Source organism: Achromobacter sp. Root565, assembly GCF_001427425.1.
In the GTDB taxonomy this organism is placed as follows: domain Bacteria; phylum Pseudomonadota; class Gammaproteobacteria; order Burkholderiales; family Burkholderiaceae_B; genus Achromobacter; species Achromobacter spanius_D.
In genome coordinates, this window is record NZ_LMGO01000009.1 from 127,811 (window position 1) to 153,962 (window position 26,152).

At 65.9% G+C, this 26,152-nt stretch carries 22 protein-coding genes; 16 read left to right on the forward strand and 6 right to left on the reverse strand.

Annotated features, from left to right (window positions below):
* The first annotated feature begins 80 nt into the window (after positions 1 to 80).
* Together glnE and ASD71_RS26590 are read left to right on the forward strand one after the other, a co-directional pair.
* Positions 81 to 2,864, forward strand: coding sequence for a bifunctional [glutamate--ammonia ligase]-adenylyl-L-tyrosine phosphorylase/[glutamate--ammonia-ligase] adenylyltransferase (gene glnE, locus ASD71_RS26585; protein ID WP_056571539.1), 2,784 nt, complete (start codon positions 81 to 83; stop codon positions 2,862 to 2,864).
* Between the two features lie 48 nt (positions 2,865 to 2,912).
* Positions 2,913 to 3,587, forward strand: a complete 675-nt coding sequence (locus ASD71_RS26590; RefSeq protein WP_056571542.1) for an epoxyqueuosine reductase QueH — start codon at positions 2,913 to 2,915, stop codon at positions 3,585 to 3,587.
* Positions 3,588 to 3,704: 117 nt separating this feature from the next.
* Here the strand turns inward: ASD71_RS26590 and ASD71_RS26595 are convergent, their stop codons facing one another.
* Both ASD71_RS26595 and ASD71_RS26600 read right to left on the reverse strand, forming a co-directional pair.
* Entirely contained in the window at positions 3,705 to 4,694 is a 990-nt protein-coding gene (locus ASD71_RS26595) for a quinone oxidoreductase (RefSeq protein ID WP_056571545.1), read from the reverse strand.
* 50 nt (positions 4,695 to 4,744) lie between these two features.
* Positions 4,745 to 5,722 (reverse strand): DMT family transporter, encoded by a 978-nt coding sequence (locus tag ASD71_RS26600; protein WP_056571548.1) that lies wholly within the window; start codon positions 5,720 to 5,722, stop codon positions 4,745 to 4,747.
* Positions 5,723 to 5,791: 69 nt separating this feature from the next.
* Between ASD71_RS26600 and ASD71_RS26605 the strand changes: the two genes are divergently transcribed.
* The 5 genes from ASD71_RS26605 (at position 5,792) to ASD71_RS26625 (ending at position 11,571) form a co-directional block, all read left to right on the forward strand.
* Positions 5,792 to 6,679 (forward strand): DMT family transporter, encoded by an 888-nt coding sequence (locus ASD71_RS26605; protein WP_056571550.1) that lies wholly within the window; start codon positions 5,792 to 5,794, stop codon positions 6,677 to 6,679.
* Positions 6,680 to 6,710: 31 nt separating this feature from the next.
* Positions 6,711 to 7,235 (forward strand): MarR family winged helix-turn-helix transcriptional regulator, encoded by a 525-nt coding sequence (locus ASD71_RS26610; RefSeq protein ID WP_056571614.1) that lies wholly within the window; start codon positions 6,711 to 6,713, stop codon positions 7,233 to 7,235.
* A gap of 95 nt (positions 7,236 to 7,330) precedes the next feature.
* Positions 7,331 to 8,746 carry an efflux transporter outer membrane subunit gene (locus ASD71_RS26615; RefSeq protein WP_056571553.1) on the forward strand — a complete coding sequence of 472 codons (1,416 nt, stop codon included), beginning with the start codon at positions 7,331 to 7,333 and terminating at the stop codon, positions 8,744 to 8,746.
* 21 nt (positions 8,747 to 8,767) lie between these two features.
* Entirely contained in the window at positions 8,768 to 9,961 is a 1,194-nt protein-coding gene (locus tag ASD71_RS26620; RefSeq protein ID WP_056571555.1) for an efflux RND transporter periplasmic adaptor subunit, read from the forward strand.
* A complete protein-coding gene (locus ASD71_RS26625) occupies positions 9,958 to 11,571 on the forward strand; it encodes a DHA2 family efflux MFS transporter permease subunit (RefSeq protein WP_056571558.1) in 1,614 nt (537 codons plus the stop codon). Before ASD71_RS26620 ends, ASD71_RS26625 begins: the two co-directional genes overlap by 4 nt.
* Positions 11,572 to 11,664: 93 nt before the next feature.
* Here ASD71_RS26625 and ASD71_RS26630 read toward each other — a convergent pair whose 3' ends face one another.
* The 3 genes from ASD71_RS26630 to ASD71_RS26640 form a co-directional block, all read right to left on the reverse strand.
* On the reverse strand, positions 11,665 to 12,624 hold the full coding sequence (locus ASD71_RS26630; RefSeq protein ID WP_056571561.1) for a hypothetical protein: 960 nt from the start codon (positions 12,622 to 12,624) through the stop codon (positions 11,665 to 11,667).
* Between the two features lie 33 nt (positions 12,625 to 12,657).
* Positions 12,658 to 13,725, reverse strand: coding sequence for a tartrate dehydrogenase (locus ASD71_RS26635; protein WP_056571615.1), 1,068 nt, complete (start codon positions 13,723 to 13,725; stop codon positions 12,658 to 12,660).
* A gap of 123 nt (positions 13,726 to 13,848) precedes the next feature.
* Positions 13,849 to 15,387, reverse strand: a complete 1,539-nt coding sequence (locus ASD71_RS26640; protein ID WP_056571565.1) for a helicase HerA-like C-terminal domain-containing protein — start codon at positions 15,385 to 15,387, stop codon at positions 13,849 to 13,851.
* A 159-nt stretch (positions 15,388 to 15,546) separates the two neighbouring features.
* Here ASD71_RS26640 and ASD71_RS26645 point away from each other — a divergent pair, with 159 nt between their 5' ends.
* The 7 genes from ASD71_RS26645 (at position 15,547) to ASD71_RS26675 (ending at position 20,766) form a co-directional block, all read left to right on the forward strand.
* Positions 15,547 to 16,278 carry a YebC/PmpR family DNA-binding transcriptional regulator gene (locus tag ASD71_RS26645; protein WP_056571568.1) on the forward strand — a complete coding sequence of 244 codons (732 nt, stop codon included), beginning with the start codon at positions 15,547 to 15,549 and terminating at the stop codon, positions 16,276 to 16,278.
* Positions 16,279 to 16,341: 63 nt separating this feature from the next.
* Positions 16,342 to 17,649: a phosphoribosylamine--glycine ligase gene (gene purD, locus ASD71_RS26650; RefSeq protein WP_056571571.1), complete on the forward strand. Its 1,308-nt coding sequence runs from the start codon at positions 16,342 to 16,344 to the stop codon at positions 17,647 to 17,649.
* Between the two features lie 12 nt (positions 17,650 to 17,661).
* On the forward strand, positions 17,662 to 18,573 hold the full coding sequence (gene hemF / locus ASD71_RS26655; protein ID WP_056571574.1) for an oxygen-dependent coproporphyrinogen oxidase: 912 nt from the start codon (positions 17,662 to 17,664) through the stop codon (positions 18,571 to 18,573).
* Positions 18,570 to 19,157, forward strand: a complete 588-nt coding sequence (gene nadD, locus ASD71_RS26660; protein WP_056571576.1) for a nicotinate (nicotinamide) nucleotide adenylyltransferase — start codon at positions 18,570 to 18,572, stop codon at positions 19,155 to 19,157. Before hemF ends, nadD begins: the two co-directional genes overlap by 4 nt.
* A 62-nt stretch (positions 19,158 to 19,219) precedes the next feature.
* Positions 19,220 to 19,630 (forward strand): ribosome silencing factor, encoded by a 411-nt coding sequence (gene rsfS / locus ASD71_RS26665; protein ID WP_056571579.1) that lies wholly within the window; start codon positions 19,220 to 19,222, stop codon positions 19,628 to 19,630.
* A gap of 7 nt (positions 19,631 to 19,637) precedes the next feature.
* On the forward strand, positions 19,638 to 20,108 hold the full coding sequence (gene rlmH, locus ASD71_RS26670) for a 23S rRNA (pseudouridine(1915)-N(3))-methyltransferase RlmH (protein ID WP_056315576.1): 471 nt from the start codon (positions 19,638 to 19,640) through the stop codon (positions 20,106 to 20,108).
* Positions 20,109 to 20,139: 31 nt separating this feature from the next.
* On the forward strand, positions 20,140 to 20,766 hold the full coding sequence (locus ASD71_RS26675; protein ID WP_056571582.1) for a nucleoside triphosphate pyrophosphatase: 627 nt from the start codon (positions 20,140 to 20,142) through the stop codon (positions 20,764 to 20,766).
* A gap of 78 nt (positions 20,767 to 20,844) precedes the next feature.
* On the opposite strand, the gene ASD71_RS26680 is transcribed toward ASD71_RS26675, so the two are convergent.
* Entirely contained in the window at positions 20,845 to 22,185 is a 1,341-nt protein-coding gene (locus ASD71_RS26680) for a dicarboxylate/amino acid:cation symporter (protein WP_056571584.1), read from the reverse strand.
* Between the two features lie 293 nt (positions 22,186 to 22,478).
* On the opposite strand from ASD71_RS26680, the gene ASD71_RS26685 reads away from it, so the two are divergent.
* Together ASD71_RS26685 and ASD71_RS26690 are read left to right on the forward strand one after the other, a co-directional pair.
* The gene (locus ASD71_RS26685; RefSeq protein WP_235512365.1) at positions 22,479 to 24,425 is read left to right on the forward strand and encodes an ATP-binding protein; all 1,947 of its coding nucleotides are present in this window, start codon (positions 22,479 to 22,481) and stop codon (positions 24,423 to 24,425) included.
* A complete protein-coding gene (locus ASD71_RS26690) occupies positions 24,409 to 25,914 on the forward strand; it encodes a sigma-54 dependent transcriptional regulator (protein ID WP_235512367.1) in 1,506 nt (501 codons plus the stop codon). Before ASD71_RS26685 ends, ASD71_RS26690 begins: the two co-directional genes overlap by 17 nt.
* The last annotated feature ends 238 nt before the right edge of the window (positions 25,915 to 26,152 follow it).

Sequence of the window (26,152 nt, forward strand, 5' to 3'; positions counted from 1 at the left end):
AGTGGGCAGGAGGAGATGTCTTGCAGTATCGTCCCCACTTATACCTGAAACACGTCCATCCGTCTGCCGCCCTTTGCACCATGTCGAAACCATCCTTGCTTGCCCCTGCCCTCGCCTGGTCCGGCCATCTGCGCCGCCGCCTGGACGCCCACTCGGACCTGGCCGCCTGGTTGGACAAGGCCGTGAAACACCCCGTGACACCGGACCTGATGGCGCAATGGCAGAACGAACTGGCCGGCACGGCCTCGGACGCCTCCGCCGCCCTGCCGGTGGACGTCTGCCGCATGGTGCTGCGCAAGCTGCGCGAACGCGTCTTCAGCGTGCTGATCGTGCGCGACCTGACTGGGCAAGCGCCGCTTGAGGAAGTGGTGGGCGCCATGACCGCGCTGGCGGACATGGCGGTGGCCGCCGCCTATCGCAGCGTGGCGGCGGAACTGGTGGCCGTCCACGGCGTTCCGCGTGACCCCGCCACCGGCAAGCCGCAGGAGATGCTGATCGTCGGCATGGGCAAGCTGGGCGGCTGCGAGCTGAACGTCTCGTCCGACATCGACCTCATCATGCTCTACGGCGAGGAAGGCGAAACCGACGGCCCCCGCCGCATCAGCCATCACGAGTTCTATGGTCGATTGACCCGCCGCATGATGCCGGTGCTGTCCGAGGTGGACGCCAACGGCCAGGTGTTCCGCACCGACTTGCGCCTGCGTCCCGACGGCGACTCGGGTCCGTTGGCCTGGAGCCTGGACGCCCTGGAGCATTACCTCATCGGCCAGGGCCGCGAATGGGAGCGCTATGCGTGGCTGAAGGCGCGGCTGATGCCCGCGCAGGCATTTGCAGACAGCGACAGTGCCGCGCAGGCCAGGCAGCTCGAAAGCCTGCGCGTGCCCTTCGTCTACCGCAAGTACTTCGATTTTGACGCGCTGGCCGCGCTGCGCGCGTTGCGCGAGCGCATCCGCCAGGACTGGCAGCGCCGCGCGTCGGCGCGCAACGGCATCGACAGCGCCAACAACATCAAGCTGGGTGACGGCGGCATCCGCGAGATCGAGTTCGTGGTGCAGCTTGCGCAATTGATCCGCGGCGGCCGCATGCCGGCGCTGCAAAAGCGCGGCTTGCTGGAAGCGCTGCACGCCGAATGCGTGGCGGGTCTGGTCCCCGAGGACGACGCCCGCCGGCTCGAAGATGCCTACCGATTCCTGCGGCGCACCGAGCACGCGCTGCAGTACCGCGAAGACGAACAGACCCACCTCTTGCCCGGCGACCCTGACCTGCGCGCCGCCCTGGCCGCGGCGCTCGGGATGACGCCCGAAGACTTTGAAAGCACGTTGGCCGCGCACCGCACGTTCGTGTCGCAGACCTTCCGCAACGTGTTCCGCATGGTCGGCATGGGCGAGGAAGAATCCGCGCCCGCCGCCACCCCGGACACCGCGCCCGCCAGCCAGGACGAGCCTGACAGCGAAAGCGAACTGAGCGATCAGATCCGCCAGGCGTTTGGCAACGACGCGGACGACCTCCTGCGCCGCGCCCAGACGCTGTCCGGCAGCCACCGCGTGCGCAGCCTGCCCGAAAGCAGCCGCCGCCGCATGGAGATCCTGCTGCCTGCCGCGCTGCGCGCCGCGCTGCAGACGCCGGCGCCGCATGAAGCCGCAGTCCGTCTCTTCGACCTGATCGAAAAGATTGCGCAGCGCAGCGCGTACCTGGCCCTGCTGGCTGAATACCCGGACACGCTCGCCCGCGTGGCGCGAATGGTGGCCGCCAGCCCGTGGGCCGCGCAGTATCTGACGCAGCATCCGCTGCTGCTCGACAGCCTGATCGACTGGCGCACGCTTTTCGAGCCGCTGGACTTCGGCCAGATTGCCCGGCAACTGACCGCGGACCTGGACGCCTGCCGGCTTCCCGACGGCGACCCGGACGTCGAGCGCCAGATGAACCTGATGCGCGATGTGCAGCGCCAGGCCAGCTTCCAATTGCTGGCGCAGGATCTGGAGGGCGAGCTCACCGTCGAAAAGCTGGCCGACCAGTTGTCGGCGCTGGCCGACCTGCTGCTTACCGAAACCATCCGCCGCGCGTGGCCGCTCGTGAACAAGATCCCGGGCGCCGAACCGCACTTTGCCGTCATCGCGTACGGCAAGCTCGGCGGCAAGGAGCTGGGCTATGCGTCCGACCTGGACCTGGTGTTCCTCTTTGACGACCCGCGCGACGACGCCGCGGAGGTCTACGCCAAGCTGGGCCGGCGCATGTCGTCCTGGCTGTCGACCATGACGTCCTCGGGCCGGCTGTACGAGACCGACCTGCGCCTGCGGCCCGATGGGGACGCGGGGCTGCTGGCCGTGTCGCTCGAGGCCTTCGAGCAATACCAGCACAAGCACGCGTGGGCGTGGGAACACCAGGCGCTGACCCGGGCGCGTTTTGCCGCCGGCGACGCCAGCTTGGGCGACCGCTTCGAAAAGATCCGCGAAGACATCCTGGTGGCGCCGCGCGACACGGCCGCGCTGCGCAATGAGGTGCTGGCAATGCGCGAGAAGATCAACGCCGGCCATCCCAACACGTCCGACCGCTTCGATCTGAAGCACGATCGCGGAGGCATGGTCGACGTGGAGTTCGTGACACAGTATCTGGTGCTGTGCCACGCGCGCACGCACCCGGTGCTGGTGCGCAACCTGGGCAACATCGCGCTGCTGCGCCTGGCCGCCGAAGCCGGGCTGATCCCGCCGGACCTCGCGGCGCGGTCGGGGGACGCCTACCGCACGCTGCGGCGCGTCCAGCACCAGTTGCGCCTGCAGGGGGTGGAAAAGGCCCGCGTGGGGCCCGACCAGCTCCAGGCAGAACGGGCCGCGGTCCGCGAACTCTGGACGACGGTGCTGGGCTGATGACAACTCGTCGTAAAATAAGGGTTTTTCCGCTTTTGCCTGACCGCCATGTCTGAACTCGTCCGCCCCAAACTCGACCTGCCCGCCGGCCGCAGCAAGGTGCTGATGCATTCGTGCTGCGCGCCCTGTTCCGGCGAGGTCATGGAGGCCATGACGGCCTCCGGGCTCGATTACGCGATCTACTTCTACAACCCGAACATCCATCCGGTCAAAGAGTACGAAATCCGCAAGCAGGAGAACATCCGCTTTGCCGAGCAGCACGGCATCGAATTCATCGACGCCGACTACGACATGGACAACTGGTTCGACCGCGTCAAGGGCATGGAAGACGCGCCCGAGCGCGGCGAGCGCTGCACGGCCTGCTTCGACATGCGCTTCGAGCGCACCGCGCTCTACGCCCACGAGCATGGCTTTGACACCATCACCAGCTCGCTCGGGATCTCGCGCTGGAAGGACATGAATCAGATCAACGGCTGCGGCGAACGCGCCGCGGCGCGCTACGACGACCTGATCTACTGGACCTACAACTGGCGCAAGGGCGGCGGTTCGGCGCGCATGATCGAAATTAGCAAGCGCGAGAACTTCTACCAGCAGGAATACTGCGGCTGCGTCTATTCGCTGCGCGACACCAACCGCCATCGCCGCTCGCAGGGCCGCGAACGCATCCACATCGGCGTCAAGTTCTACGGCAAGGAAGACCTGATCAACGAAGAAAATCTCTGATCAGCGGGCGGCGCGCGCCCCGCGCCGCCCATGAAAAAGGCCTGGCAGGCCGCGCATCGTGCGCCCTCCAGGCCCGCTGCGGCGCCCCACGGGGCGCCGCAATGCTTTTTGAAGCGATCAGTCCAGCGTCAGCACCGTCGCGCCCGTCGTCTTGCGCGAAGCCAGCGCCGTTTGCGCTTCGCCCGCCTGCTCCAGCGTGTAGCGCTGGTCGATGCGAACCTTGATCTTCTTCTTGAGCACCAGATCGAACAGCTCTTCGGAAGCCGACTGCAGCTTTTCCAGCGTGTTTACGTGGATGCCCAGCGAGGGACGCGTCACGTACAGGCTGCCCTTCTGGTTCAGGACGGCCAGGTTCACACCCGCCACCGGACCGGACGCATTGCCGAAGCTGACCATCAGGCCGCGCGGCTCGATGCAGTCCAGCGAGGTTTCCCACGTGTCCTTGCCCACGCCGTCGTACACCACTGGCACCTTCTTGCCACCCGTCAGTTCCAGGACGCGCTCGACCACGTTTTCACGCGAATAATCAATGGTTTCCCACGCGCCGTTCTCGCGCGCCAGTGCCGCCTTTTCGGGGCTGGATACCGTGCCGATGAGCTTGACGCCGAGCGCCTTGGCCCATTGGCATGCGATCAGCCCGACGCCGCCGGCCGCGGCATGGAACAGAATGGTCTCGCCGCCCTGCAGGCGGTAGGTCTGGCGGAACAGGTACTGCACCGTCAGGCCCTTGAGCATCAGGGCAGCCGCCTCGTCGAATTCGATGCCCTTGGGCACCTTCACGACCTGCAAGGCCGGCACGTTGCGGGCCTTGGCGTAGGCGCCGATGGGGCTTTGCCCGTAGGCCACGCGGTCGCCCTTCTTCAGGTGCTTCACATCAGCGCCCACCGCGGTCACCACGCCGGCGCCCTCGAAACCCAGGCCATGCGGCAGCGGATGCGGATACAAGCCCGTGCGGAAATAGATATCGATGAAGTTCAAACCGGCGGCGTGCTGCTCGATCGTGACTTCGTTGGCGGCCGGCGGCGGCACTTCCACCTCAACCAGCTTCAGGACTTCGGGACCACCGTGCTGCTCGATACGAATTGCCTTGACGAGATTGCTGGCCATGCTGGCCTCCTTTCATTGGAAATAATGCGAATTGACCAAAAATGCAGACTTCAACGCGTGGATTGCCTGTCGTCCTGCGCGGAAGGCGTGCGCATGGCGCCGCCCCCCATCAACGCAAACACCCCCGCCAGCACCAGGACGGTTCCGCCCATCTGCCACACGGTGATGGGCTCGTCGAGGAACCACGAGGCCAGGAACAGCACCGACACCGGCCCCACCATGCCCAGCAGCGACGCGGTGGGTGCGCCGATCAGCGACACCGCCCACATCAGCATGAACACCGGCACCACCGTGTTCAGCGTGGCGTGAATGATGGAGTAGCCATAGACCGCCGCGGGCTGGATCAGCATCGACGGCGGGTGCACAACGAAGAACTGGATGATGCAGGCCACGCACGACACGAGCATGGCATACGCCACCAGACGCGTCGGGCCGATCCGCTTGATCAGTTCCCCGGAGCAAATCAGGTACACAGAATAGCTTGCAGCCGAGCCGAAAACGAACAAAGACCCTAACAGGACCTCGCCGCCCCCGCCGAAGGACAGGTCGTGCGCAAACACCAGCACCACGCCGGCATACGACAGCACCATGGCCAGCCATTGCCGGCGCTCGATCGGCCGCTTGAACCAAAGGGCCGACAGCAGCACGACGAGCGAGGGAGACAGGAACAGGATCAGGCGTTCGAGGCTGGCGGTGATGTAGCGCAGCCCCAGGAAATCCAGGAAGCTGGACAGGTAATAGCCTAGGAGGCCAAGCACGCACACCTGCAGGCGTTCCTTGGTGGTCATCACCACGATTTCGCCCCGGGCCGCGCGGCGCGACTGGTGCCACGCCACGACCGCGAAGAACGGCATCGCGAACAGCATGCGAAACGCGATCAGCGTGACCGCGTCGATCCCGTAGCGGTAGGTGAACTTGACGACGATGGCCTTGGCGGAAAAGAGGATCGCGCCAAGCACCGCCATGGCGATCCCGGCGGCGCGGCCGGAGGCCAGCGGGAGCGCCGTAAGCTTGGCAATACGATTCATGCGATGATTTTAAGTTCACCGCAAAATAAATTGAACGCCTTCTCTGATGCAAACCGCTTTCTTCGCAGCATGACCCGACAACGCGCTCTTACCTATATCCATATTGCCGCCGTGCTATTCGGCCTGACCGGCGTGTTCGGCGAACTGATCCAGGCCAGCGCCGCGGTCATCACGCTGGGTCGGGCGGCGTTCGCGGTCGTGGCGCTGGGCATCTTCGCGCGCATGCGCCGCAAGCCGCTGCTTGGCGTGCTGACCCCGGCGCAGTTGTTCGTGCTGGTGATCGCGGGCGCGCTGCTCGCGGCGCACTGGGTCACCTTCTTCATCTCCGTGAAGGTGGGCGGCATTGCCATCGCGACGCTCGGCTTTGCCAGCTTTCCCGCGTTCATCACCCTGTTTGAAGGCCTGATCTTCCGCGAACGCGTCCGGCTGGCGGAATGGCTGCTGCTGGGCCTGGTGACCGCCGGCCTGGTGCTTGTCACGCCCTCGTTCGACCTGGCCAACCGGGGCACCATCGGGCTCGCGTGGGGCCTGCTGTCCGGCCTGAGCTTTGCCCTGCTCGCGCTGAGCAACCGCCGCTCGGCATCCGGCATGGACCCGATGCAGGTGGCCTGCTGGCAAAACGTCGTGGTCGCGCTGGTGATGATGCCCTTCGCGGTCGGCCAGCTTCCTGCCCTGCCCGCGCAGGACTGGGTCTGGTTGGCGCTGCTGGGCGTCTTTTGCACCGGGCTGTCCCACTACCTGTTCGTGTCCAGCCTGACCCGGTTGAATGCCCGAAGCGCGGGGCTGGTGATTGCGCTGGAACCGGTCTACGCCATTGCGTTCGCCTGGGTGCTGTTCAGCCAGGAACCGACGCCGCGCATGCTGGCCGGCGGCGCCCTTATCGTGGCCGCCATCGTCTGGTCCGGGCTGCGCAAGCAGGCAACGGCAGCCGAACCGGCTTCAAAGATACAGCCTTGACAATAACTGACTAGGCAGTAAAATGCGCCGCATGACTGCCGCGCCTTCCCTGCCCACGCCCGTACCCGCCGAGTCGCCCGACGCCCCCGTCCATTACCGCAACGACACCCGTTGCATGGCCGAAGACAACGCGGGCTACCTTATCAAGCTGGCCTATCATTCCATGAACCGGATGCTGGACCAGGAGATGGCGCCGCTTGATCTCACCGCCATGCAATGGCGTCCGCTGGCCATGGTGTTCCTGGGCCGCGCCGATACGCCCGCCGAACTGGCGCGGCTCAACGACATGGACACCGGCGCCATGACGCGCGCGCTGGATCGCCTGGAAGCCAAGGGACTTTTGCGCCGGAACCGCAGCCAGGAAGACCGCCGTGTCGTCAAGATCGAACTCACCGAACTGGGCGAGGCCAAGGCCCGCGAAATTCCCGCCAACATTGCCCGCGCGCTCAATCATCATCTGCGCGGCTTCTCGACCGACGAGGTCACCCAGCTCATGCACTTCATGCGCCGGATGATCGCAAACGGGTCCGCCTCCGGCTCCCCGGCCGACCGCTGACGCCCACGCCCCGTGCTGGAGCCGGGGTTTTTATTTGGCATAATCGTTGCCTAGGCAAATACAGATTAATCAATTACTTTCAGCTAACAGTCAGGATGAAACGCCTTTTATCTACCGCATTGGTGCTGGCCCTCACCGGTTGCGCGCTGATGGAGCCGGCGCCCAAGCCCGTCGCCGCGCTTGATGCCGCCACGCTCGGGCTGACCGGTCAAGCCACCGAATGGCCCGCCGCGCAATGGTGGGAACGCTACGGCGACCCGCAACTGAACGCCCTGATGACCGAAGCGCTGGCCAACAGTCCCTCGATGAGCGCCGCGCAGGCGCGTCTGGCCAAGGCCAACGCCGCCGTCGGTATCGCGCGCGCCCCGCTACTGCCGCGCGTGGACGCGGGCTACACCCTCAACCGCGAGCACCTGTCCAAGGACTACATCTACCCGGCGCCGCTGGGCGGCTCTGTCGTCAGCGACAACCGGCTGGCATTGGACTTCAGCTACGAGCTGGATTTCTGGGGCAAGAACCGTTCGCGCCTGCAGTCCGCGGTCTCGCAGCAGGAAGCCGCCAGCGCCGACGCGCAAGCCGCGCGCAACCTGCTCGCCAGCGCCACCGTGCGCGCCTACCTGAACCTGCAGAACGCGTTCGCCCAGCGCGACGTGCTGAACCGCGTGATCGCGCAGCGCGCCGAAGTCCTGTCGCTGACCCAGGGCCGCTACTCGGCCGGGCTGGACACGCAGGTCGAGGTCAAGCAGGCCGAGTCGTCGCTGGCCTCCGGCAAGGTCGAACTGACCCAGACCGACACCACGCTCGCCCAACTGCGTAACCAGGTCGCCGCGCTGGCCGGCGCCGGCCCGCAGCGCGGACAGGATCTGGTTCAGGTGTCGCTGACCGCACCGGCCGGGGCCGTTCCGGCCAGCGTGCCGCTCGACCTGCTCGGGCACCGTCCCGACGTCACGGCCGCCCGCTGGCGCGCCGAGGCGGCGCGCCACGCCATCGACGCGGCCAAGGCCGAGTTCTATCCCAATGTGAACCTGGCCGCGTTCGTCGGTTTTCAAGCGATTGGCACCGGCAACCTGCTGGGCGCCGACGCCCGCATGGCCGGCATCGGTCCGGCCATCACGCTGCCCATCTTCCACGGCGGCGAGCTCAACGCCAATCTGGCGGGCCGCCGCGCCGACGCGGATCTGGCGGTGTCGGACTACAACCAGACCGTGCTGGACGCCGCGCATCAGGTCGCCGACGCGCTGGATGGCCTGCGCCTGCTGGACCAGGAAAAGACCCAGCAACGCCAGGCGCGCGAGGCCATCGAGGCCGCCTACGCGCTGGCCGTCGACCGCTACAAGGCGGGCATGGGCAACTACATCACGGTGCTGATCGCGCAGACCGGCGTGCTGACGCAGGCCCGTCTTGATACCGACCTGCGCATCCGCGCCTATCAGCTCGACGCCAACCTCGCCACCGCCTTGGGCGGCGGCTACGCGCCGCAGGCCGAGCCTGCCCCGAACTCCATTCATTGAACGATCCCGGATTCAGACGTCATGAACGCTGCCACTCCCACCACCCATCCCGCCCGTAAACGCCTCCTGCTGACGGCGACCGGGGTTTTCATCGTTGCCGGCATTGCCTACGGCATCTGGTGGGCGCTCTTCGGCGCCCATTTCGAAAGCACCGACGACGCCTACGTGCACGGCAATCTGGTGCAGATCACGCCGCAGGTGCCCGGCACCGTGGTCGCCATCGAAGCCGACGATACCGAAACGGTCACCGCCGGCCAGCCGCTGGTCCGCCTCGATCCCGCCGACACCGACATTGCCCTGCAGCAGGCGCAAGCCAAGCTGGCGCAGACTGTGCGCCAGGTGCAGACCTATTACGTGCAGAACGATGCGCTGGCGGCCGACGTCGACCTGCGCAATGCCGACATCCTGCGCGCCCAGGCCGAGCTGACCCGCGCGCAGAGCGACGTGAAGCGCCGCCAGCAGTTGGCCAAGTCGGGCGGCGTCAGCGGCGAGGAAATCCTGCACGCCGAGGTCGCGCTCAAATCCGCCCAGTCCGGCGTCGCGCAAGCCAAGGCGGCGCTGGCCGCCGCGCAGGCCAAGCTGGCGACCAACCAGGCGCTGACGCAAGGCACCTCGGTCGCCGATCACCCCGACGTGCGCCAGGCGGCGGCCGAGCTGCGCAATGCCTGGCTCGCGCAGTCGCGCACCGTGCTGCCCGCTCCCGTGGGCGGCGTGATCGCGCGCCGCAGCGCGCAGGTCGGCCAGCGCGTCGCCCCGGGCGCCGCCCTGATGACCGTCGTACCGCTCGATCAGGTGTGGGTCGAGGCCAACTTCAAGGAAGGCCAATTGCGCAAGATGCGCATCGGCCAGCCGGTCAAGATGGTGGCCGATCTGTACGGCAGCGCGGTCACCTACCACGGCACCGTCGCCGGCCTGGACGCCGGCACGGGCAGCGCTTTCGCCCTGCTTCCCGCTCAGAACGCCACCGGCAACTGGATCAAGGTCGTGCAGCGCGTCCCCGTGCGGATCACGCTGGATCCCGAAGACCTCAAGCAGCATCCGCTGCGCGTGGGTCTGTCGATGGACGTTGAAGTCGACGTGGGCAAGGACGACGGCGCTCCGCTGACGCAAGTGGCGCGCAAGGAACCGGTCTGGTCGACCCGCGCGTTCGAGCCCGCCCACCATGAAGTCGACGCAATGATCGCAAAGATCATCGCCGCCAACGTCGCATCATGAGCACCGCCGCCCAGCCCGCGGGCGCAGGCGCGCCCCCAGACGCCGCCCGCCCGCCGGGCACGCATCCGCCGCTGGAGGGTGCGACCCGCATCATCGGGTCCATCGCCCTGTCGACCGCGGTCTTCATGAACGTGCTGGACACCTCCATCGCGAACGTGTCCATCCCCACCATCTCCGGCGACCTGGGCGTAAGCACCAGCCAGGGCACGTGGGTCATCACGTCGTTCGCGGTGGCCAACGCCATCACCGTGCCGCTGACCGGCTGGCTGACGCAGCGCTTCGGCCAGGTTCGCCTGTTTCTGATCTCCACGCTGCTCTTCGTGCTGGCGTCCTGGCTGTGCGGCTTCTCGCCCTCGCTTGAGGCGCTGATCGCCTTCCGGGTGCTGCAAGGCGCGGTGGCCGGCCCGATGATCCCGCTGTCGCAGACGCTGATGCTGGCCAGCTTCCCGAAGTCCAAGGCAGGCATGGCCCTGGCGGTCTGGTCCATGACAACGCTGGTGGCCCCGGTTGCCGGCCCGCTGCTCGGCGGCTGGATCTCCGACAACTACACCTGGCCCTGGATCTTCTACATCAACGTGCCGGTGGGCCTCCTGGCCGCCTGGATCAGCTGGCGCATCTACGGCAACCGCGAATCCGTCACGCGCAAACTGCCGATCGACAAGCTCGGCCTCGTTTTGCTCGTGGTCTGGGTGGGCGCGCTGCAGATCATGCTGGACAAGGGCAAGGAACTGGACTGGTTCGCCAGCCCCACCATCATCGCGCTGGCGGCGATCGCCTTCGTGGCCTTCGTGTTCTTCCTGATCTGGGAACTGACCGACGCGCACCCGGTCGTGGACCTGCGGCTCTTCAAGGTCCGCAATTTCACGGTGGGCGCGCTGACGCTGGCCGTGGCCTATGGCGTCTTCTTTGGCAACGTCGTGCTGCTGCCGCTCTGGCTGCAGAGCAACATGGGCTACACGGCGACCTACGCGGGCCTTGTGACCGCGCCGGTCGGACTGCTGGCGATCCTGCTCACCCCCATCGTGGGCAAGATGCTGGCCACGCGCGACCCCAGGCAGATCGTGACGGTCGCCTTCCTGATCTTCGCGCTGGTCTGCTTCATGCGCGCGGGCTTCAACACCCAGACGGATGTGCGCACGCTGATGATCCCGACCATCATCCAGGGCGCGGCAATGGCGGCATTCTTCGTGCCGCTCACCTCGATCACGCTGTCCAGCATGGAGCCCTGGCGCATCCCTGCCGCGTCGGGCCTCTCGAACTTCCTGCGGCTGACGGCGGGCGCGTTCGGCACGTCGATTTCCACGACGCTATGGGAAAACCGCGCAACCCTGCATCACTCGCAACTGACCGAGATTGCCCGGCCCGGCCAGCAGGCGTTCGACCAGACCATGAACTCCTTGCAGAACGGGCTGGGCGTCTCGCACCAGCAGGCGCTTACCATGGTGGACGGGCTGATCAATGCGCAGGCCTTCACGATGTCGGCGACGGACGTGTTCTACGCGTCCGCGATCATCTTCCTGCTGCTGACGGGTCTGGTCTGGTTCGCACGGCCGCGCGCCTCCAAATCGGGCGGCGGCGGCGCGGCGGAAGCGGCTGCCGGCGCGCACTGATTCGTTCGGCATCGGCAAAAAATCAAGGCGCCTCGCGGCGCCTTGTTTTTTTGGACATGCACTTGTCGACCAAGCTGCGTTTGGACAGGCAGGTCAGTCCTTGAGCAAGGTGTGCCAGTCCCTGCGTTCGATGATGTCGGCCGACAGCGCGCTGACCGGAGACAGGTTGAACACGGACACCCCGCGCGCGCGCCAGAGCGGCGACGCAAAGCGGAAAGACGGCTCGATGAACTTCGGAAAGTTGCGCGTCAGCCGGCTGGTCTGCGGCTTGCCGCCTTCATCGTAGAAACGCAATCCGCCCTGCACGGTCAGGTCCAGTCCATGCACGTAGACCTCGCGCGCGCCGCCGGACATCAGGACCTGCAGCGCCGCATAGGCCACGGTATCGGCATCGAACACGCCCAGCGACGCATTGAAGCTGTAGCCCAGCCCCTGTTTTGCGTCCAGCAGTTCAACATCAGGCGAGGCGGCGGCAATGCGCTTGAGCACCGCTGGCGCAACGCTGCGTTCATAGGCGCGCCGGGAGATCAACTCGATGATGCAGATGCGACAGCGGATTTGCTCCTGCGGAATGCCCTGCATGATGTAGCGCAGCACCTCGGGAAACACATACAGCGTCAGGTCGCGCCCGACGATATCGCGCACCAACTCAATGCGGTCCCGCACGAAGTTCTGGTCGATGATGCAGTAATACTTGAACTGCAGGTCGAACTTGCGCGACAGCGCGATGGAGCCATTGACGCCCATCGCCACGCCGATATCCATGCGGTCATACGGGATCTCGGAGATCGAAGGGCCGCTCAGGATCAGGTGCACCACCTTGTCGGCAGGGTCGTAGCCCTGCGACAAGGGAGTGATGCGCAATGAACGGCCGAACGCACGATAAGCGCTGATCGCGCCATCCTTGTCCCGCCAGATCCGCACGAATGGCCACAGGTGCTGATTGTGCCGCTGCGTGCGCGAACGCAGCATGCGGAAAAGCTTGCGGACAAACCGGTCGGCCCGCCCGCCGCCCACGTGCTCGGAGGGAGGAGAAAAAATCGAGTCGTTCATCTACTAACCAGACAGGCCTGCCCGCAACTGCACTTAACCGCCCCGGACCAGCGAAGCAATTGCGTCGCCGACCTCGGCCGTTGAAGCGTTGCCTTTCATATCCCGCGTCCGCGGGCCATCGGCCAGCACGGTTTCGATTGCCTTGACCACGGCGGCCGACGCATCGGGATACCCCAAGAAATCCAGCATCAATGCCCCGCTCCAGATCTGACCGATGGGGTTGGCGATGCCCTTGCCATAAATGTCCGGCGCCGAGCCATGCACCGGTTCAAAGAGCGACGGAAACTTGCGTTCCGGGTTGAGGTTTGCGGACGGCGCAATGCCGATGGTGCCCGTGCATGCCGGCCCCAGATCGGACAGGATGTCGCCGAACAGGTTGGAAGCCACCACGACATCGAACCAGTCCGGATGCTGCACGAAGTGCGCGCACAGGATGTCGATGTGGTATTTGTCCCAGCGCACATCGGGATAGTTCCCGGCCATGTCGGCAACGCGCTCGTCCCACCAGGGCATCGAGATGGAAATGCCATTGGACTTGGTGGCAGCGGTCAGGTGCTTGCCGCGCTTTTGCGCCAGCTCGAATGCGAACTTCAGCACGCGCTCGGCGCCGATGCGCGTGAAAACGCTTTCCTGGATGACCACTTCGCGATCGGTGCCCTCGAACAGGCGGCCGCCGCTGTTGGAGTATTCGCCCTCGGTGTTTTCGCGCACGATGAAGAAATCGATCTCGCCGGGCTTGCGGTCGGCCAGCGGCGACGGCACGCCAGGCATCAGACGCACCGGACGCAGATTGATGTACTGATCGAATTCGCGGCGGAACTTGAACAGCGACCCCCACAAGGCCTCGTGGTCCGGCACCGTGGCGGGCCAGCCGATCGAACCGAAGAAAATGGCCTCATGCTGGCCGATCTGGTCTTTCCAGTCGTCCGGCATCATCTTGCCGTGCTTGGCGTAGTAGTCGCAGCTCCAGTCGAAATGGTCCCATTGGAACTCGATTCCGAACCGCGTCGCCACGGCATCCAGCACCTTCAAACCTTCCGGCACGACTTCCTTGCCGATCCCGTCTCCGGGGAGCACCGCAATCTTGTGTTTCTTAGCCACCATGTCTTCCTTTGGTTTTCATTGATACACCGCCCGCAATGTTAGGCATAAACGGGCGCAACACAATACCCCCGTCCCCCGAACGGACGGACCTGCCGATTTGCCGCTTTGCGCCGATATGGCTTAGCGCCGGCCCTTCGATCCCAGCAGCGACCCCAGGATTCCGCGCGTGAGTTCCCGCGCGATGGAGCGTGCCGAGCTTTTCGCGATGGTCTGCACCACGCCGTCGCGCTTGCCGCCGCGCGGTCCGGTCGACCCAAACAGCACGTCCTTCAGGCTGTCCATCAGCCCGCCGCTCTCGTCGGCAGGCGGCTCGGACGTCTTGGCGGACGGCTGCCCGGACCGGGCCGGCGCATCCTTGGCCACCTGGGGTTCCGCTGGCGCCGCCGCGCGGCCCGCCAGGATTTCGTAGGCCGACTCCCGGTCGACCGCCTTCTCATATTTGGGCGCCAGGTCATTGCCTTGACGCAGCGCCAGCCGTTCGGCGTCCGTCGCCGGCCCGATACGGCTGCCCGGCGGCACGATGAAGGCCCGCTCGGTCGGCATCGGCCGCCCCTTGGCGTCAAGCAGCGACACCAGCGCCTCGCCCACGCCTAGCTCGGTGATCGCGGCCTCGATGTCCAGGCCAGGATTGGGGCGCATGGTCTGCGCGGCGGTCTTGACGGCCTTCTGGTCGCGCGGCGTGAACGCCCGCAGCGCATGCTGGACGCGGTTGCCCAACTGGCCCAGCACGGTGTCCGGGATATCCAGCGGATTCTGCGTCACGAAGTAAACGCCCACCCCCTTGGAGCGCACCAGGCGCACGACCTGCTCGATCTTGGTCAAAAGCGCCTGCGGCGCGTCGTTGAACAGCAGGTGGGCCTCGTCGAAGAAGAAAACCAGCTTGGGCTGGTCCATGTCGCCCACCTCGGGCAGCTTTTCGTACAGGTCGGCCAACAGCCACAGCAGGAAGATGGCATACAGGCGCGGCGCCTGCATCAGCTTGTCGGCCGCCAGCACATTGACGATGCCGCGGCCCTGCGCGTCGGTGCGCATCAGGTCGGCAACGTCCAGCATCGGCTCGCCAAAGAACTTTTCCGCGCCTTGTGATTCCAGCGCCAGCAAGCCGCGCTGGATGGCGCCGACGCTGGCCGAGGACACATTGCCGTAGCGCGTCTTCAGCTCGCCCGCCCGGTCGGCGACGTCCTGGAGCATCGCCCGCAGGTCCTTCAGGTCCAAGAGCAGCTGTCCTTCGTCGTCCGCCACCTTGAAAACCAGGGTCAGGACGCCTTCCTGCGTGTCGTTCAGTTCCAGGATGCGCGAGAGCAGCAACGGCCCCATATCGGTGATGGTCGCCCGCACCGGCAGCCCCTGCTCGCCAAAGACATCCCACAGCGCGACCGGGCTGGCGCCCCAGGCCGGCTCCGGCAGGCCCAGATTCTGCAGGCGTTCCTGCAATTTAGGGCTGGACACGCCCGCCTGCGAAATGCCGGTCAGGTCGCCTTTGACGTCCGCCATGAACACGGGCGTGCCGATCCGGGAAAAGGATTCGGCCAGCACCTGCAGCGTGACGGTCTTGCCCGTGCCGGTGGCCCCCGTGATGCACCCGTGGCGGTTGGCCAGGGCCGGCAGCAGCGCCAACTCGGTCTGCGCGTTCTTGGCGATGACAAGGGGGTTGGGCATGGGCGGCTCCGGACCAGGGATCAGATGGATGCCCAAGTGTAGAGCCTGCCGCCCGCCTTGTGCGCGTGGCTATATGGACACAAGCATCCCTCTTGCCGGACGGGACAGCCGCCGGCACGGTAAAATGCCGTCTTTGCAGACACATTTTCCTGGGAAGCCATGGCCGGACACAGCAAATGGGCCAATATTCAGCACCGCAAAGGGCGCCAAGACGCCAAGCGCGGAAAGCTCTGGACCAAGATCATTCGTGAAATCACCGTGGCGGCGCGCGCCGGCGGCCCCGACCCGGACAGCAACCCCCGTTTGCGCATGGCCTGGGACAAGGCCACCGACGCCAACATGCCCAAGGACAACATCCAGCGCGCCATCCAGCGTGGCGCGGGCGGCGCCGACGGCGAGGCCTACGAAGAAGTCCGCTACGAAGGTTACGGCATCGGCGGCGCGGCGGTCATCGTCGACTGCATGACCGACAACCGCACCCGCACCGTCGCCGAAGTCCGCCACGCCTTCTCCAAGAATGGCGGCAACCTCGGCCAGGAAGGCTCCGTCGCCTTCATGTTCAAGCACTGCGGCCAATTCGTGTTCGCCCCCGGCACCCCTGAAGACAAGGTCATGGAAGCCGCCCTCGATGCTGGCGCCGAAGACGTCACCACCGACGAAGAAGGCGTGATCGAAGTCGTCTGCGCCCCGTCCGATTACGCGGCCGTGCGCAAGGCATTCGACGAGGCCGGCCTGAAGGCCGAAGTCGACGGCATCGTCATGAAGGCCCTGAACGAAACCGAACTCGCCGGCGACGACGCCGCCAAGATGCAGAAACTGCTCGACGCCCTGGAAAACCTGGACGACGTGCAGGAAGTCTATACGACCGTCATTTTCGACGAAGCGCAGTAACTCTCCCTTTCCTGGCGCGCCAGCGGCTCTGTCCGCCTGCGCGCCTCTTCAGACTCACGCAACATGAAACTCCTGGTAATTGGCTCGGGCGGCCGCGAACATGCCCTCGCCTGGCGGCTGGCCCGCTCCCCGCGCGTGCACAAGGTGTACGTCGCTCCGGGCAACGGCGGCACGCAACGGGCCGAGCAGATGGAAAACATCCCGCTCACCAATGCCGAGGAACTGGCCGATTTCGTCCAGCGCGAGGGGATCGCCCTGACGGTCGTCGGCCCCGAGGCGCCCCTGGCCGCCGGCGTCGTCGACGTCTTCCGCGCCCGTGGCTTGAAGATCTTCGGCCCCACCAAGGCCGCCGCGCAGCTTGAAAGCTCCAAGGATTACGCCAAGGCCTTCATGGTCCGGCACAACATCCCGACCGCGCGCTACGAAACCTTCACCGACCCGGCCAAGGCCCATGCCTACATCGACCAGGAAGGCGCGCCCATCGTCATCAAGGCCGACGGCCTGGCCGCCGGCAAGGGCGTCGTGGTTGCCGCCACCCTCGACGAAGCGCACGCCGCCGTCGACGCCATGCTGGGCGACGGCTCCATGGGCGAAGCCGGCGCACGCGTCGTCATCGAAGAATGCCTGATCGGCGAAGAAGCCAGCTTCATCGTCATGTGCGACGGCCGCAATGTGCTCGCCCTGGCCACCAGCCAGGACCACAAGCGCCTGCAGGACGGCGACCGCGGCCCCAACACGGGCGGCATGGGCGCTTACTCGCCCGCGCCCATCGTCACGCCTGAACTGCATCACCGCATCATGCGCGAAATCATCCTGCCCACCGTGCAGGGCATGACGCGCGACGGCATCCCCTACACGGGCTTCCTGTACGCCGGCCTGATGATCGCCCCGGGCGACGATCCCGACCGCGAAATCAAGACGCTGGAGTTCAACTGCCGCATGGGCGACCCCGAAACCCAGCCCATCATGATGCGCGTCAAGAGCGACCTGCTCGACGCGCTCGAGCACGCCGTCGAAGGCACGCTCGACCAGGCCGACATCGTCTGGGACCGCCGCACCGCCCTGGGCGCCGTGCTGGCCGCTCACAACTATCCCAACACGCCACGCACCGGCGACGTCATCCGCGGCCTGCCCGCCGATGCCGAAGACTGCATGGTGTTTCACGCCGCCACCCAGCTCGACGGCGACGAAACCAAGACCACCGGCGGCCGCGTGCTGTGCGTCACCGCACTGGGCGATTCGGTCAAGATGGCGCGCGACCGTGTCTACGAAGCCATCGACCGCATCCACTTCGATGGCCGGCAGTACCGCTCCGACATCGGCTGGCGCGCGCTCAAGCCGTCTCAGCAAAAGCCCAAGTCCAACGCGTAACCGGAACCGCCCATGACCGCTCTGCCCGTCTCCGCTGTCCGGGACTACCTCACCGGCCTGCAAGCCCGCATCGTGGGCGCGCTGGAAGCGGCCGAAGGTGGCCCCTTCCGCACCGACGAATGGGTGCGGCCGGAGGGCGGCGGCGGGCTGTCGCGTCTGCTCGAAGGCGGCCAGCTCTTCGAGCGCGCCGGCGTGCTGTTCAGCCACGTTCAGGGGTCCAAGCTGCCCCCGTCGGCCAGCGCGCATCGGCCGGAGCTCGCCGGCCGCTCATGGGAAGCCATGGGCGTGTCCATGGTGCTGCATCCGCGCAATCCGTACGTGCCCACCACGCACATGAACGTGCGAATGTTCGTCGCGGCCGCGCGGCCCGGCCACGACGAGGCCGACGTCTTCTGGTTCGGCGGCGGCATCGACCTCACGCCGTACTACCCCTTCGAAGAAGACGCCCGCCACTTCCACACGGTGTGCCGAAACGCGCTGGCGCCCCACGGGCCCGATTACTATCCGCGCTACAAGCGCTGGTGCGACGAATACTTCTTCCTCAAGCATCGCGACGAAACCCGCGGCATCGGCGGCGTCTTCTTCGACGACCTGAACGCGCCCGGCTTCGACGCGTCTTTCGCTCTCACCCGTTCAGTCGGCGACGCGTTCCTGGACAGCTACCTGCCCATCGTCGACAAGCGCCGCGGCATCGCCTACACCGAGCGCGAGCGCGACTTCCAGGCCTACCGCCGCGGCCGCTACGTCGAATTCAACTTGGTCTTTGACCGCGGCACGCTGTTCGGCCTGCAATCCGGGGGCCGCACCGAATCAATCCTGTTGTCCATGCCGCCACTCGCGCAATGGCGCTACGACTGGCAGCCTGAAGCCGGCACGCCCGAAGCCGAGCTGGCCGCCTACCTCAAGCCGCGGGACTGGGTTTGAAACGCATCGGCCTTTTCGGCGGCAGCTTCGACCCCGTTCACGTCGCCCACATCGCGCTGGCGCAGAATGCCTTGCAGTCGCTTGGCTTGGCCCAGGTGCAGCTCATCCCCGCCGCCAACCCCTGGCAGCGCGCTGCACTGAACGCCACCGCCGCGCATCGCCTCGCGATGCTGGAACTGGCCATCGCCGGCCATCCGGGGCTGGCGGTCAATCCCATTGAAATCGAGCGCGGCGGCGCCACCTACACCATCGACACGTTGCGCGCGCTCCCGCAGGACGCGCGCTATGTGTGGTTGCTGGGCGCCGACCAGCTCGCCAATTTCTGCACCTGGCGCAATTGGCGCGACATTTCCAGCCTTGTCGACCTCGCCGTGGCCACCCGCCCCGGCACGGCCCTCAGCGCACCGGCGGAACTGGCGCAATGGCTGCAGGAACAAGGCCACACCCTGCAAGAACTCCCTTTTCCGCCCATGCCGGTGTCGGCTTCCGAAATCCGCCAGCGCCTCGCGCAGGGCGAATCCACCGACGGACTGCTCGACGCATCCGTCGCCGCATATATTGCGGCGCACAAACTCTACCGATAAACCTCCCCGCCCGGCGCCGCCGGTCAGCCGCCGCTGCCATCGAGCGGGTTATATTTGCAGCTATGGATATACAGAAACTCCAACGCGCCGTCATCGACGCCCTCGAAGACGTCAAGGCGCAAGACATCAAGGTCTTCAGCACCACGCATCTGACCAGCCTTTTCGATCGCGTCGTGATTGCAAGCGCCACCTCCAACCGCCAGACCCGCGCGCTGGCATCCAGCGTTGCCGATCGCGGCCGCGCCATGTCGCTGACCGGCATCACCATCGAAGGCGAGGACACCGGTGAATGGGTCGTCGTCGACCTCGGCGATGTCGTTGTGCACATCATGCAGCCGGCCATTCGGCAGTACTACAACCTCGAAGAAATCTGGGGCGGCAAGCCGGTGCGCGTGAAGCTCCTGCCCGAATCGACCCGCCCCGCTCCTGTCCCCAGCGACAGCGGCAGTGGTTACGACGACCTCGAAGACTGACCACGCCGTGAAGCTGATCGTCGTCGCGGTGGGCACGCGGATGCCGGACTGGGTGCAAACTGCCTGGGACGACTACGCCAAGCGCCTGCCGGCCGACTGCGCGCTGGAACTGCGCGAGATCAAGCCCGAGCCCCGCACGACCGGCAAAACTCCGGCCCAGATGATGGCGGCCGAGGCCAAGCGCATCGAGGCGGCTCTGCCCGCCAATGCGCTGCGCCTTGCCCTGGACGAACGCGGCCGCGATCTCACCACCATGGCGCTGTCGCAAAAGCTTGAACAGTGGCGCGCGGGCGGACAGGATGTCGCGTTTCTCGTCGGCGGCCCCGACGGACTGGATCCCGCGCTCAAGGCGTCCGCCAGCGGCCAGTTGCGCCTGTCGTCCCTCACGTTGCCTCATCCCATGGTGCGCGTGGTCCTGGCCGAACAGCTCTACCGCGCCTGGGCCATCATGACCAACCACCCCTACCACCGCGCGTGACCGCCGCCTGGCGGCGCCTGCCCTGCTACGCATGACCGACACCGCCAATCCCTCCCGTTCTTCCCCGCGCCTGTATCTCGCCTCCGCCAGCCCGCGCCGCCGCGAGTTGCTGAACCAGATCGGCCTGGCGCACGAGGTTCTGCTCGTTCCGTCCCCGCCCGGCGAGGACGAACCGCAGCATCCGGGCGAAAGCGCCGCTGACTATGTGCAGCGCACCGCCCGCGACAAGGCCCTGCGCGGCCGCGACTGGATGCGTGCGCACGCCATGCCCGCACTGCCCCTGCTCGCGGCCGACACCACCGTCATCCTGGCGGGCGAGGTGCTGGGCAAACCGGCGGACCGTGACGACGCCATCCGCATCCTGCGGGCGCTGTCCGGCGCCACGCATGAAGTCCATACCGCGGTCGCGCTGTGCAGCGGCGACCGCCTGCTGGAAGCCGTCTCCATCACCCAAGTCCGCATGCGCGCCTTGCAAGAAGACGAAATCGGCCGCTATTGCGACAGCGGCGAACCCTTCGGCAAGGCGGGCGCGTATGGCATCCAGGGCTTGGCGGGCACATTCGTCTCGCACATCGCCGGCAGCTACACAGGCGTCATGGGCCTGCCGCTGTTCGAAACCGCCAACCTGCTCCGCGAGGCCGGCATTCAGGTGCCCTGACACCGATTCGGTCCGCAAGAAAAAATCCCCCGCGCCGCAAGGCTTCGGGGGATTTTTTTATCTGCGCGGCGCTGTTGTTCAGCTCTGACGGACGGGTTCGCCGATGGCGACCTGAGGCTGCGACGCCGCAGGCGTGCCCGCGCTGTCCAGGGTGGCATGCAGTTGCTCCTGGTCCAGCTCGCCTTCCCAGCGCGCGACGACCACGGTGGCGGTCGCATTACCCACCAGGTTGGTCAGCGCGCGGCATTCGGACATGAAGCGGTCCACACCCAGGATCAGCGCCATGCCCGCGACCGGCACCGAAGGCACCACAGACAGCGTGGCCGCCAGCGTGATGAAGCCCGCACCGGTCACGCCGGCCGCGCCCTTCGAGCTCAGCATCGCCACCAGCAGCAGCAGGATCTGGTCGCCCAGCGAGAGCGGAATGTCGCAGGCCTGCGCAATGAACAGCGCAGCCATCGTCATGTAGATATTGGTGCCGTCCAGGTTGAACGAATAACCAGTGGGCACCACCAGACCGACCACCGACTTCGAGCAGCCCGCGCGTTCCATCTTCTGCATCAGCGTGGGCAGAGCGGCTTCCGACGAGCTCGTGCCCAGCACCAGCAGCAGTTCTTCGCGGATGTAGCGGACCAGCTTGAAGATCGAGAAACCGTTGTAGCGGGCAACCAGGCCCAGCACGACGACGACAAACAGCACCGACGTCGCGTAGAACGTGCCCACCAGCATCGCCAGGTTCACGACCGACTTGATGCCGTACTTGCCGATGGTGAACGCCATCGCGCCAAAGGCGCCGATGGGTGCGGCCTTCATCAGGATCGCCACCATCTTGAAAATGGGCTGCGCCAGCGCCGTCATGAAATTCAGGATCAGCTTGCCGCGCTCGCCCACCATGGCCAGCGAAATGCCGAACAGCACGGCCACGAACAGCACCTGCAGAATGTCGCCACCCACGAACGGGCTGAAGATGGTCGTGGGAATCACGTTCATCAGGAAGCCGGTGATCGTCGAGTCATGCGCTTTGGCGACATAGCCGGACACCGCCTTCTGATCCAGCGTGGTCGGGTCGATGTGCATGCCGGCGCCAGGCTGCACGATATGGCTGACCACCATGCCGACGACCAACGCCAATGTCGAGAACACCAGGAAATACAGCATGGCCTTGCCAGCCACGCGCCCAACCTTCTTCAGGTCGCTCATGGCGGCAATGCCGGTTGCCACGGTCAGGAAAATGACCGGTGCAATGATCATCTTCACCAGCTTGATGAAGGCGTCGCCCAGCGGTTGCATCTGCTGACCGAGCTCGGGCTTGAATGCGCCGAGCAAAATGCCCACCACAATGGCGAAGATCACCTGCACATACAGGATTTGATAGAACTTGAGCTTGCGCGCGGGCGCGCTGTGATCCACTTCGATCATTGGGATTGTCCCCACCAAGGCCCCTTGCTCCGCGCAGCGTGGCGCGTGCGACGTCGGGGCGTTATCTGTTTTATGGCCATGCGTTCCTGCCGCCAGCCGATTTCACCGCGGGGATGTGCCGCGCGGCTTGCCGGTATATATGCAATACCCATGCCAGGTCGGCCGGCCAACCACTCCCCCAGATAAACCCTTGAAAATGCTGAATTTCCTCGAATATTGGCGATTCTGCGGCCGGCATCGAAAGGCGAAACTCCGCACAGAAACCCGCTAAAATGTGCGGAAAACCGCACACCATGACCGGCTCTTCTTCTTCCCCTCTCTCCCCGCCTGCCTCCCCCCGCGCCTGGTCCTGGCCGTGGCGGGTGGCCGTGACGCTGCTTGCAGTCGGCATCGTCGCCATCACGTTGCACACCGCCACCCAATGGGCACGCGACGGCGCGCTGCGCGAGGCCGCCCTCCAGGCCCGCAGTACCGGCCAGATCAACGCCGCGCTGCTGCGCAACAACCTCGACAAATTCCGGGCGCTGCCCTTCGTGCTGACGCAGGACGTCGATCTGCGCGCCGCACTTCAAGGCGCGAGTTCGAGGCAGATCGAGGCCCTGGACGAAAAGCTCGAGGCGCTCAGTCGCGGTGTCGGCGCTTCCGCCATCTACGTGCTCGACAAAAAGGGCCTGGCCATCGCGGCCAGCAACTGGCGAGAACCCGCCACCTTCGTCGGCGTCGACTACGAATTCCGTCCGTACTTCCAGGGGTCGGTCGTGCACGGCTCGGCCGAACACTTCGCGCTGGGCACGGTCAGCCACGAAGCAGGGCTCTACCTGTCGCGGCGCGTGGACGACGCGCAGGGCGCGATGCTCGGCGTGGTGGTCCTGAAAGTCGACTTCCGGGACCTGGAGGCCGACTGGCGGCAGGCAAATGCCGTCATCTTCGTGACCGATGAACACGGCGTCGTGCTGCTCGGTAATATTCCAGACTGGCGTTTCAGGGTGCTGGCGCCGCTTTCGCCCGCGCTGGCCGAGACGCTGCGCACCAGCCTGCAATTTGGCGACGCCAAATTCCAGCCCCTTCCGGTCACACCGCCGCTGCAGGCCACAAGCAACGGGCAACTCATACGCACCGACGACGCGTTGCCCCGCGCCGCCGCCGGCGCCCCGTTGCTGCACACCACCCTGCCGGTCATCGAATCGCCCGGCTGGACGCTGCACCAGTTGTCGCCGGTTCAGGCGGCCATGAACCAGGCCAGCGCCAACGCCCAACTCGGCGCTTTGCTCACGCAAAGCGTGCTCGCCGCGCTGATCGGCGTGGTGTTGTACCGCCGCCATCGCAACCAGGAACGCGCAGAGCAACAGGCCGCCGTCCAGCAACAGCTCGCGGCGCTGGTGGACGAGCGCACGGCGCAACTGCGCGACGTGAACGCCAAGCTTGTCGACGAGATGGACGAACGCCAAAGCGCTGAATCCCAACTCCACACCATGAAGGACGAACTGGTCCAGGCCAGCAAGCTGGCATTACTCGGCCAGGTCGCGGCGGGCGTCGCACACGAGGTCAACCAACCCGTCGCCGCCATCCGCGCCTACGCCGACAACGCCGTCGAATTCCTGCGGCGCCGCGACGACGGCGCCGTCCAGGAAAACCTGAGCACCATCGCGGCACTGACCGACCGCATCGGGCACATCACCGGCGAACTTCGCGCCTTTTCGCGCAAGGCGGGCGCAACAGTCGGCCCGACCGATCTGATGGAAGCCTTGGAAGGGGCGATCCTGCTCGTGGGCCCGCGCGCCCGCCGACAAGGCGTCACACTGCAAAGCCCGACCCGCAACCAGAACTGCCGCGTCCAAGCCAATCGCGTCCGGCTTGAGCAGGTGCTGGTCAATCTATTGCAGAACGGGCTCGAAGCGCTGGAAGGCGCACGGAACGGCCGGATAGTTATCGCCCTGCAAGACCTCGGCGACACCGTGCAAGTACAGGTTCACGACAACGGCCCCGGCCTGTCCGACCAAGCCCGCGCTCGGCTCTTCACGCCATTTCACACGACCAAGCCGGATGGCCTGGGCCTGGGCCTCGTCATCAGCCGCGACATCGTCGCCGAATTCGGCGGCGAACTACGCGCCGCCCGGCCCGATGACGCCAGCTTGTCGTCTCCCCATGCGCCCGACACGGGCGCCTTGTTCATCCTGACCCTGCGCAAAGCGCCGGATCAAACCCACGCACCGAGCACTCACCATGACGCGCGCCCCTGATCCGCAGCTCTCCAATGCCGACGCGGCAACTGCCGCAAAGTCCTCAAAGGCCGCATCGTCAGCATCTGCCGCCGCGGCCGCAACAGCCGTACAAACCGCCGACGTGACCGACGATCGCGTGCAGCGACCTGTCGCGCCCCACGCCGTCTTCATCGACGACGACGAAGAACTGCGCCGCGCCGCCCTGCAAACCTTGAAGCTTCACGGTATCTCGGTCGCGGCACATGCCAGCGCCCGCGCTGCGCTGCCGGCCCTGGACCGGAACTTCGACGGCGTGGTGGTCACCGATATCCGCATGCCGGACATCGACGGACTCGAACTCTTCCAACGGCTGCGGGCCATCGACCCTGATATCCCGGTCATCCTGATCACCGGCCACGGCGACATCGCCACCGCGGTTCAGTGCATGCGGGAAGGCGCGTACGACTTCCTGTCCAAGCCCTATCCCGCCGACCGCCTGGTCGCCGCCATCAGCCACGCCGCCGAAATGCGGCGCCTGGTCCTCGAAAACCGCCGTCTCCGAGAAGCCGCATTCACCGTCGACGCCGACGAAGTGCCGTTTATCGGCACGACACCCGCCATGCAGCGCATCAAGCAAACCTTGCGCCACATTGCGGACGCGGATGTCGATGTGCTCGTCGAAGGCGAAACCGGCACCGGCAAGGAAGTTGTGGCCACCGCGCTGCACCGGCTAAGCCGCCGCCGGCACCGCGCGCTGGTCGCCATCAATTGCGGCGCCCTCCCGGAAAGCGTCATTGAAAGCGAACTCTTTGGCCACGAACCGGGCGCTTTCACCGGTGCACAAAAGAAACGCATCGGCCGCATCGAACATGCCAGCGGCGGCACACTGTTCCTCGACGAGATCGAAAGCATGCCGCTCGCCGTCCAGGTCAAGCTGCTGCGCGTGCTTGAATCACGCCAGATAACCCCGCTCGGCAGCAACGAAGTCCGCAACCTCGACCTACGCGTTGTCGCGGCCACCAAAGAAGATTTGGGCAGCCCCGCCATCCGCGCCAAGTTTCGCGAAGATCTGTTCTACCGCCTGAACGTCGTCACGATCCGCCTCCCCCCCCTGCGGGAACGCCGCGAAGACATCCCGCTGCTCTTCGCCCACTACCTCGGCCACGCCTCGCGCCGCTTCCAGCGCGACATCCCCGACATGCCCGCCTCGATCCGCCAACACCTCATGACGCACGATTGGCCAGGCAACGTGCGCGAACTCGCGCACTTCGCAGAACGCTTCGTGCTCGGCGTCCTCAACGGCACTGCACCCGAACCCACCCCAGCGCAAGCCGGCTCGCTCAGCCTCCCCGAACGCATGGAACAGGTCGAAGCTCAAATCATCCGCGATGCCCTCACTGCCCACCGCGGCGACATCAAGGCCACCCTCGACACCCTAGGCATTCCCCGCAAGACGTTCTACGACAAGCTCCAACGCCATGGCATTGACCGCCAGGAATACGTTGGTCTATCCCGCGGCCCACTCTAACGAACACGCTGCACCGATAATCCGGCGCAGCGCGCGCTTATATCTCACCAACAAAACAAAAACCCCTCGCGGCGCCAGCCGCGAGGGGTTTCTTTATTCGAACGATATCCAGACGGTATCAGCTTGTGCGCACCGCCACAAAGACAAAACCCCGCAGGGGATACCTGCGGGGTTTTGAGCAATAAAAGCCTGACGATGACCTACTTTCACAGACGTCCGTCCACTATCATCGGCGCGA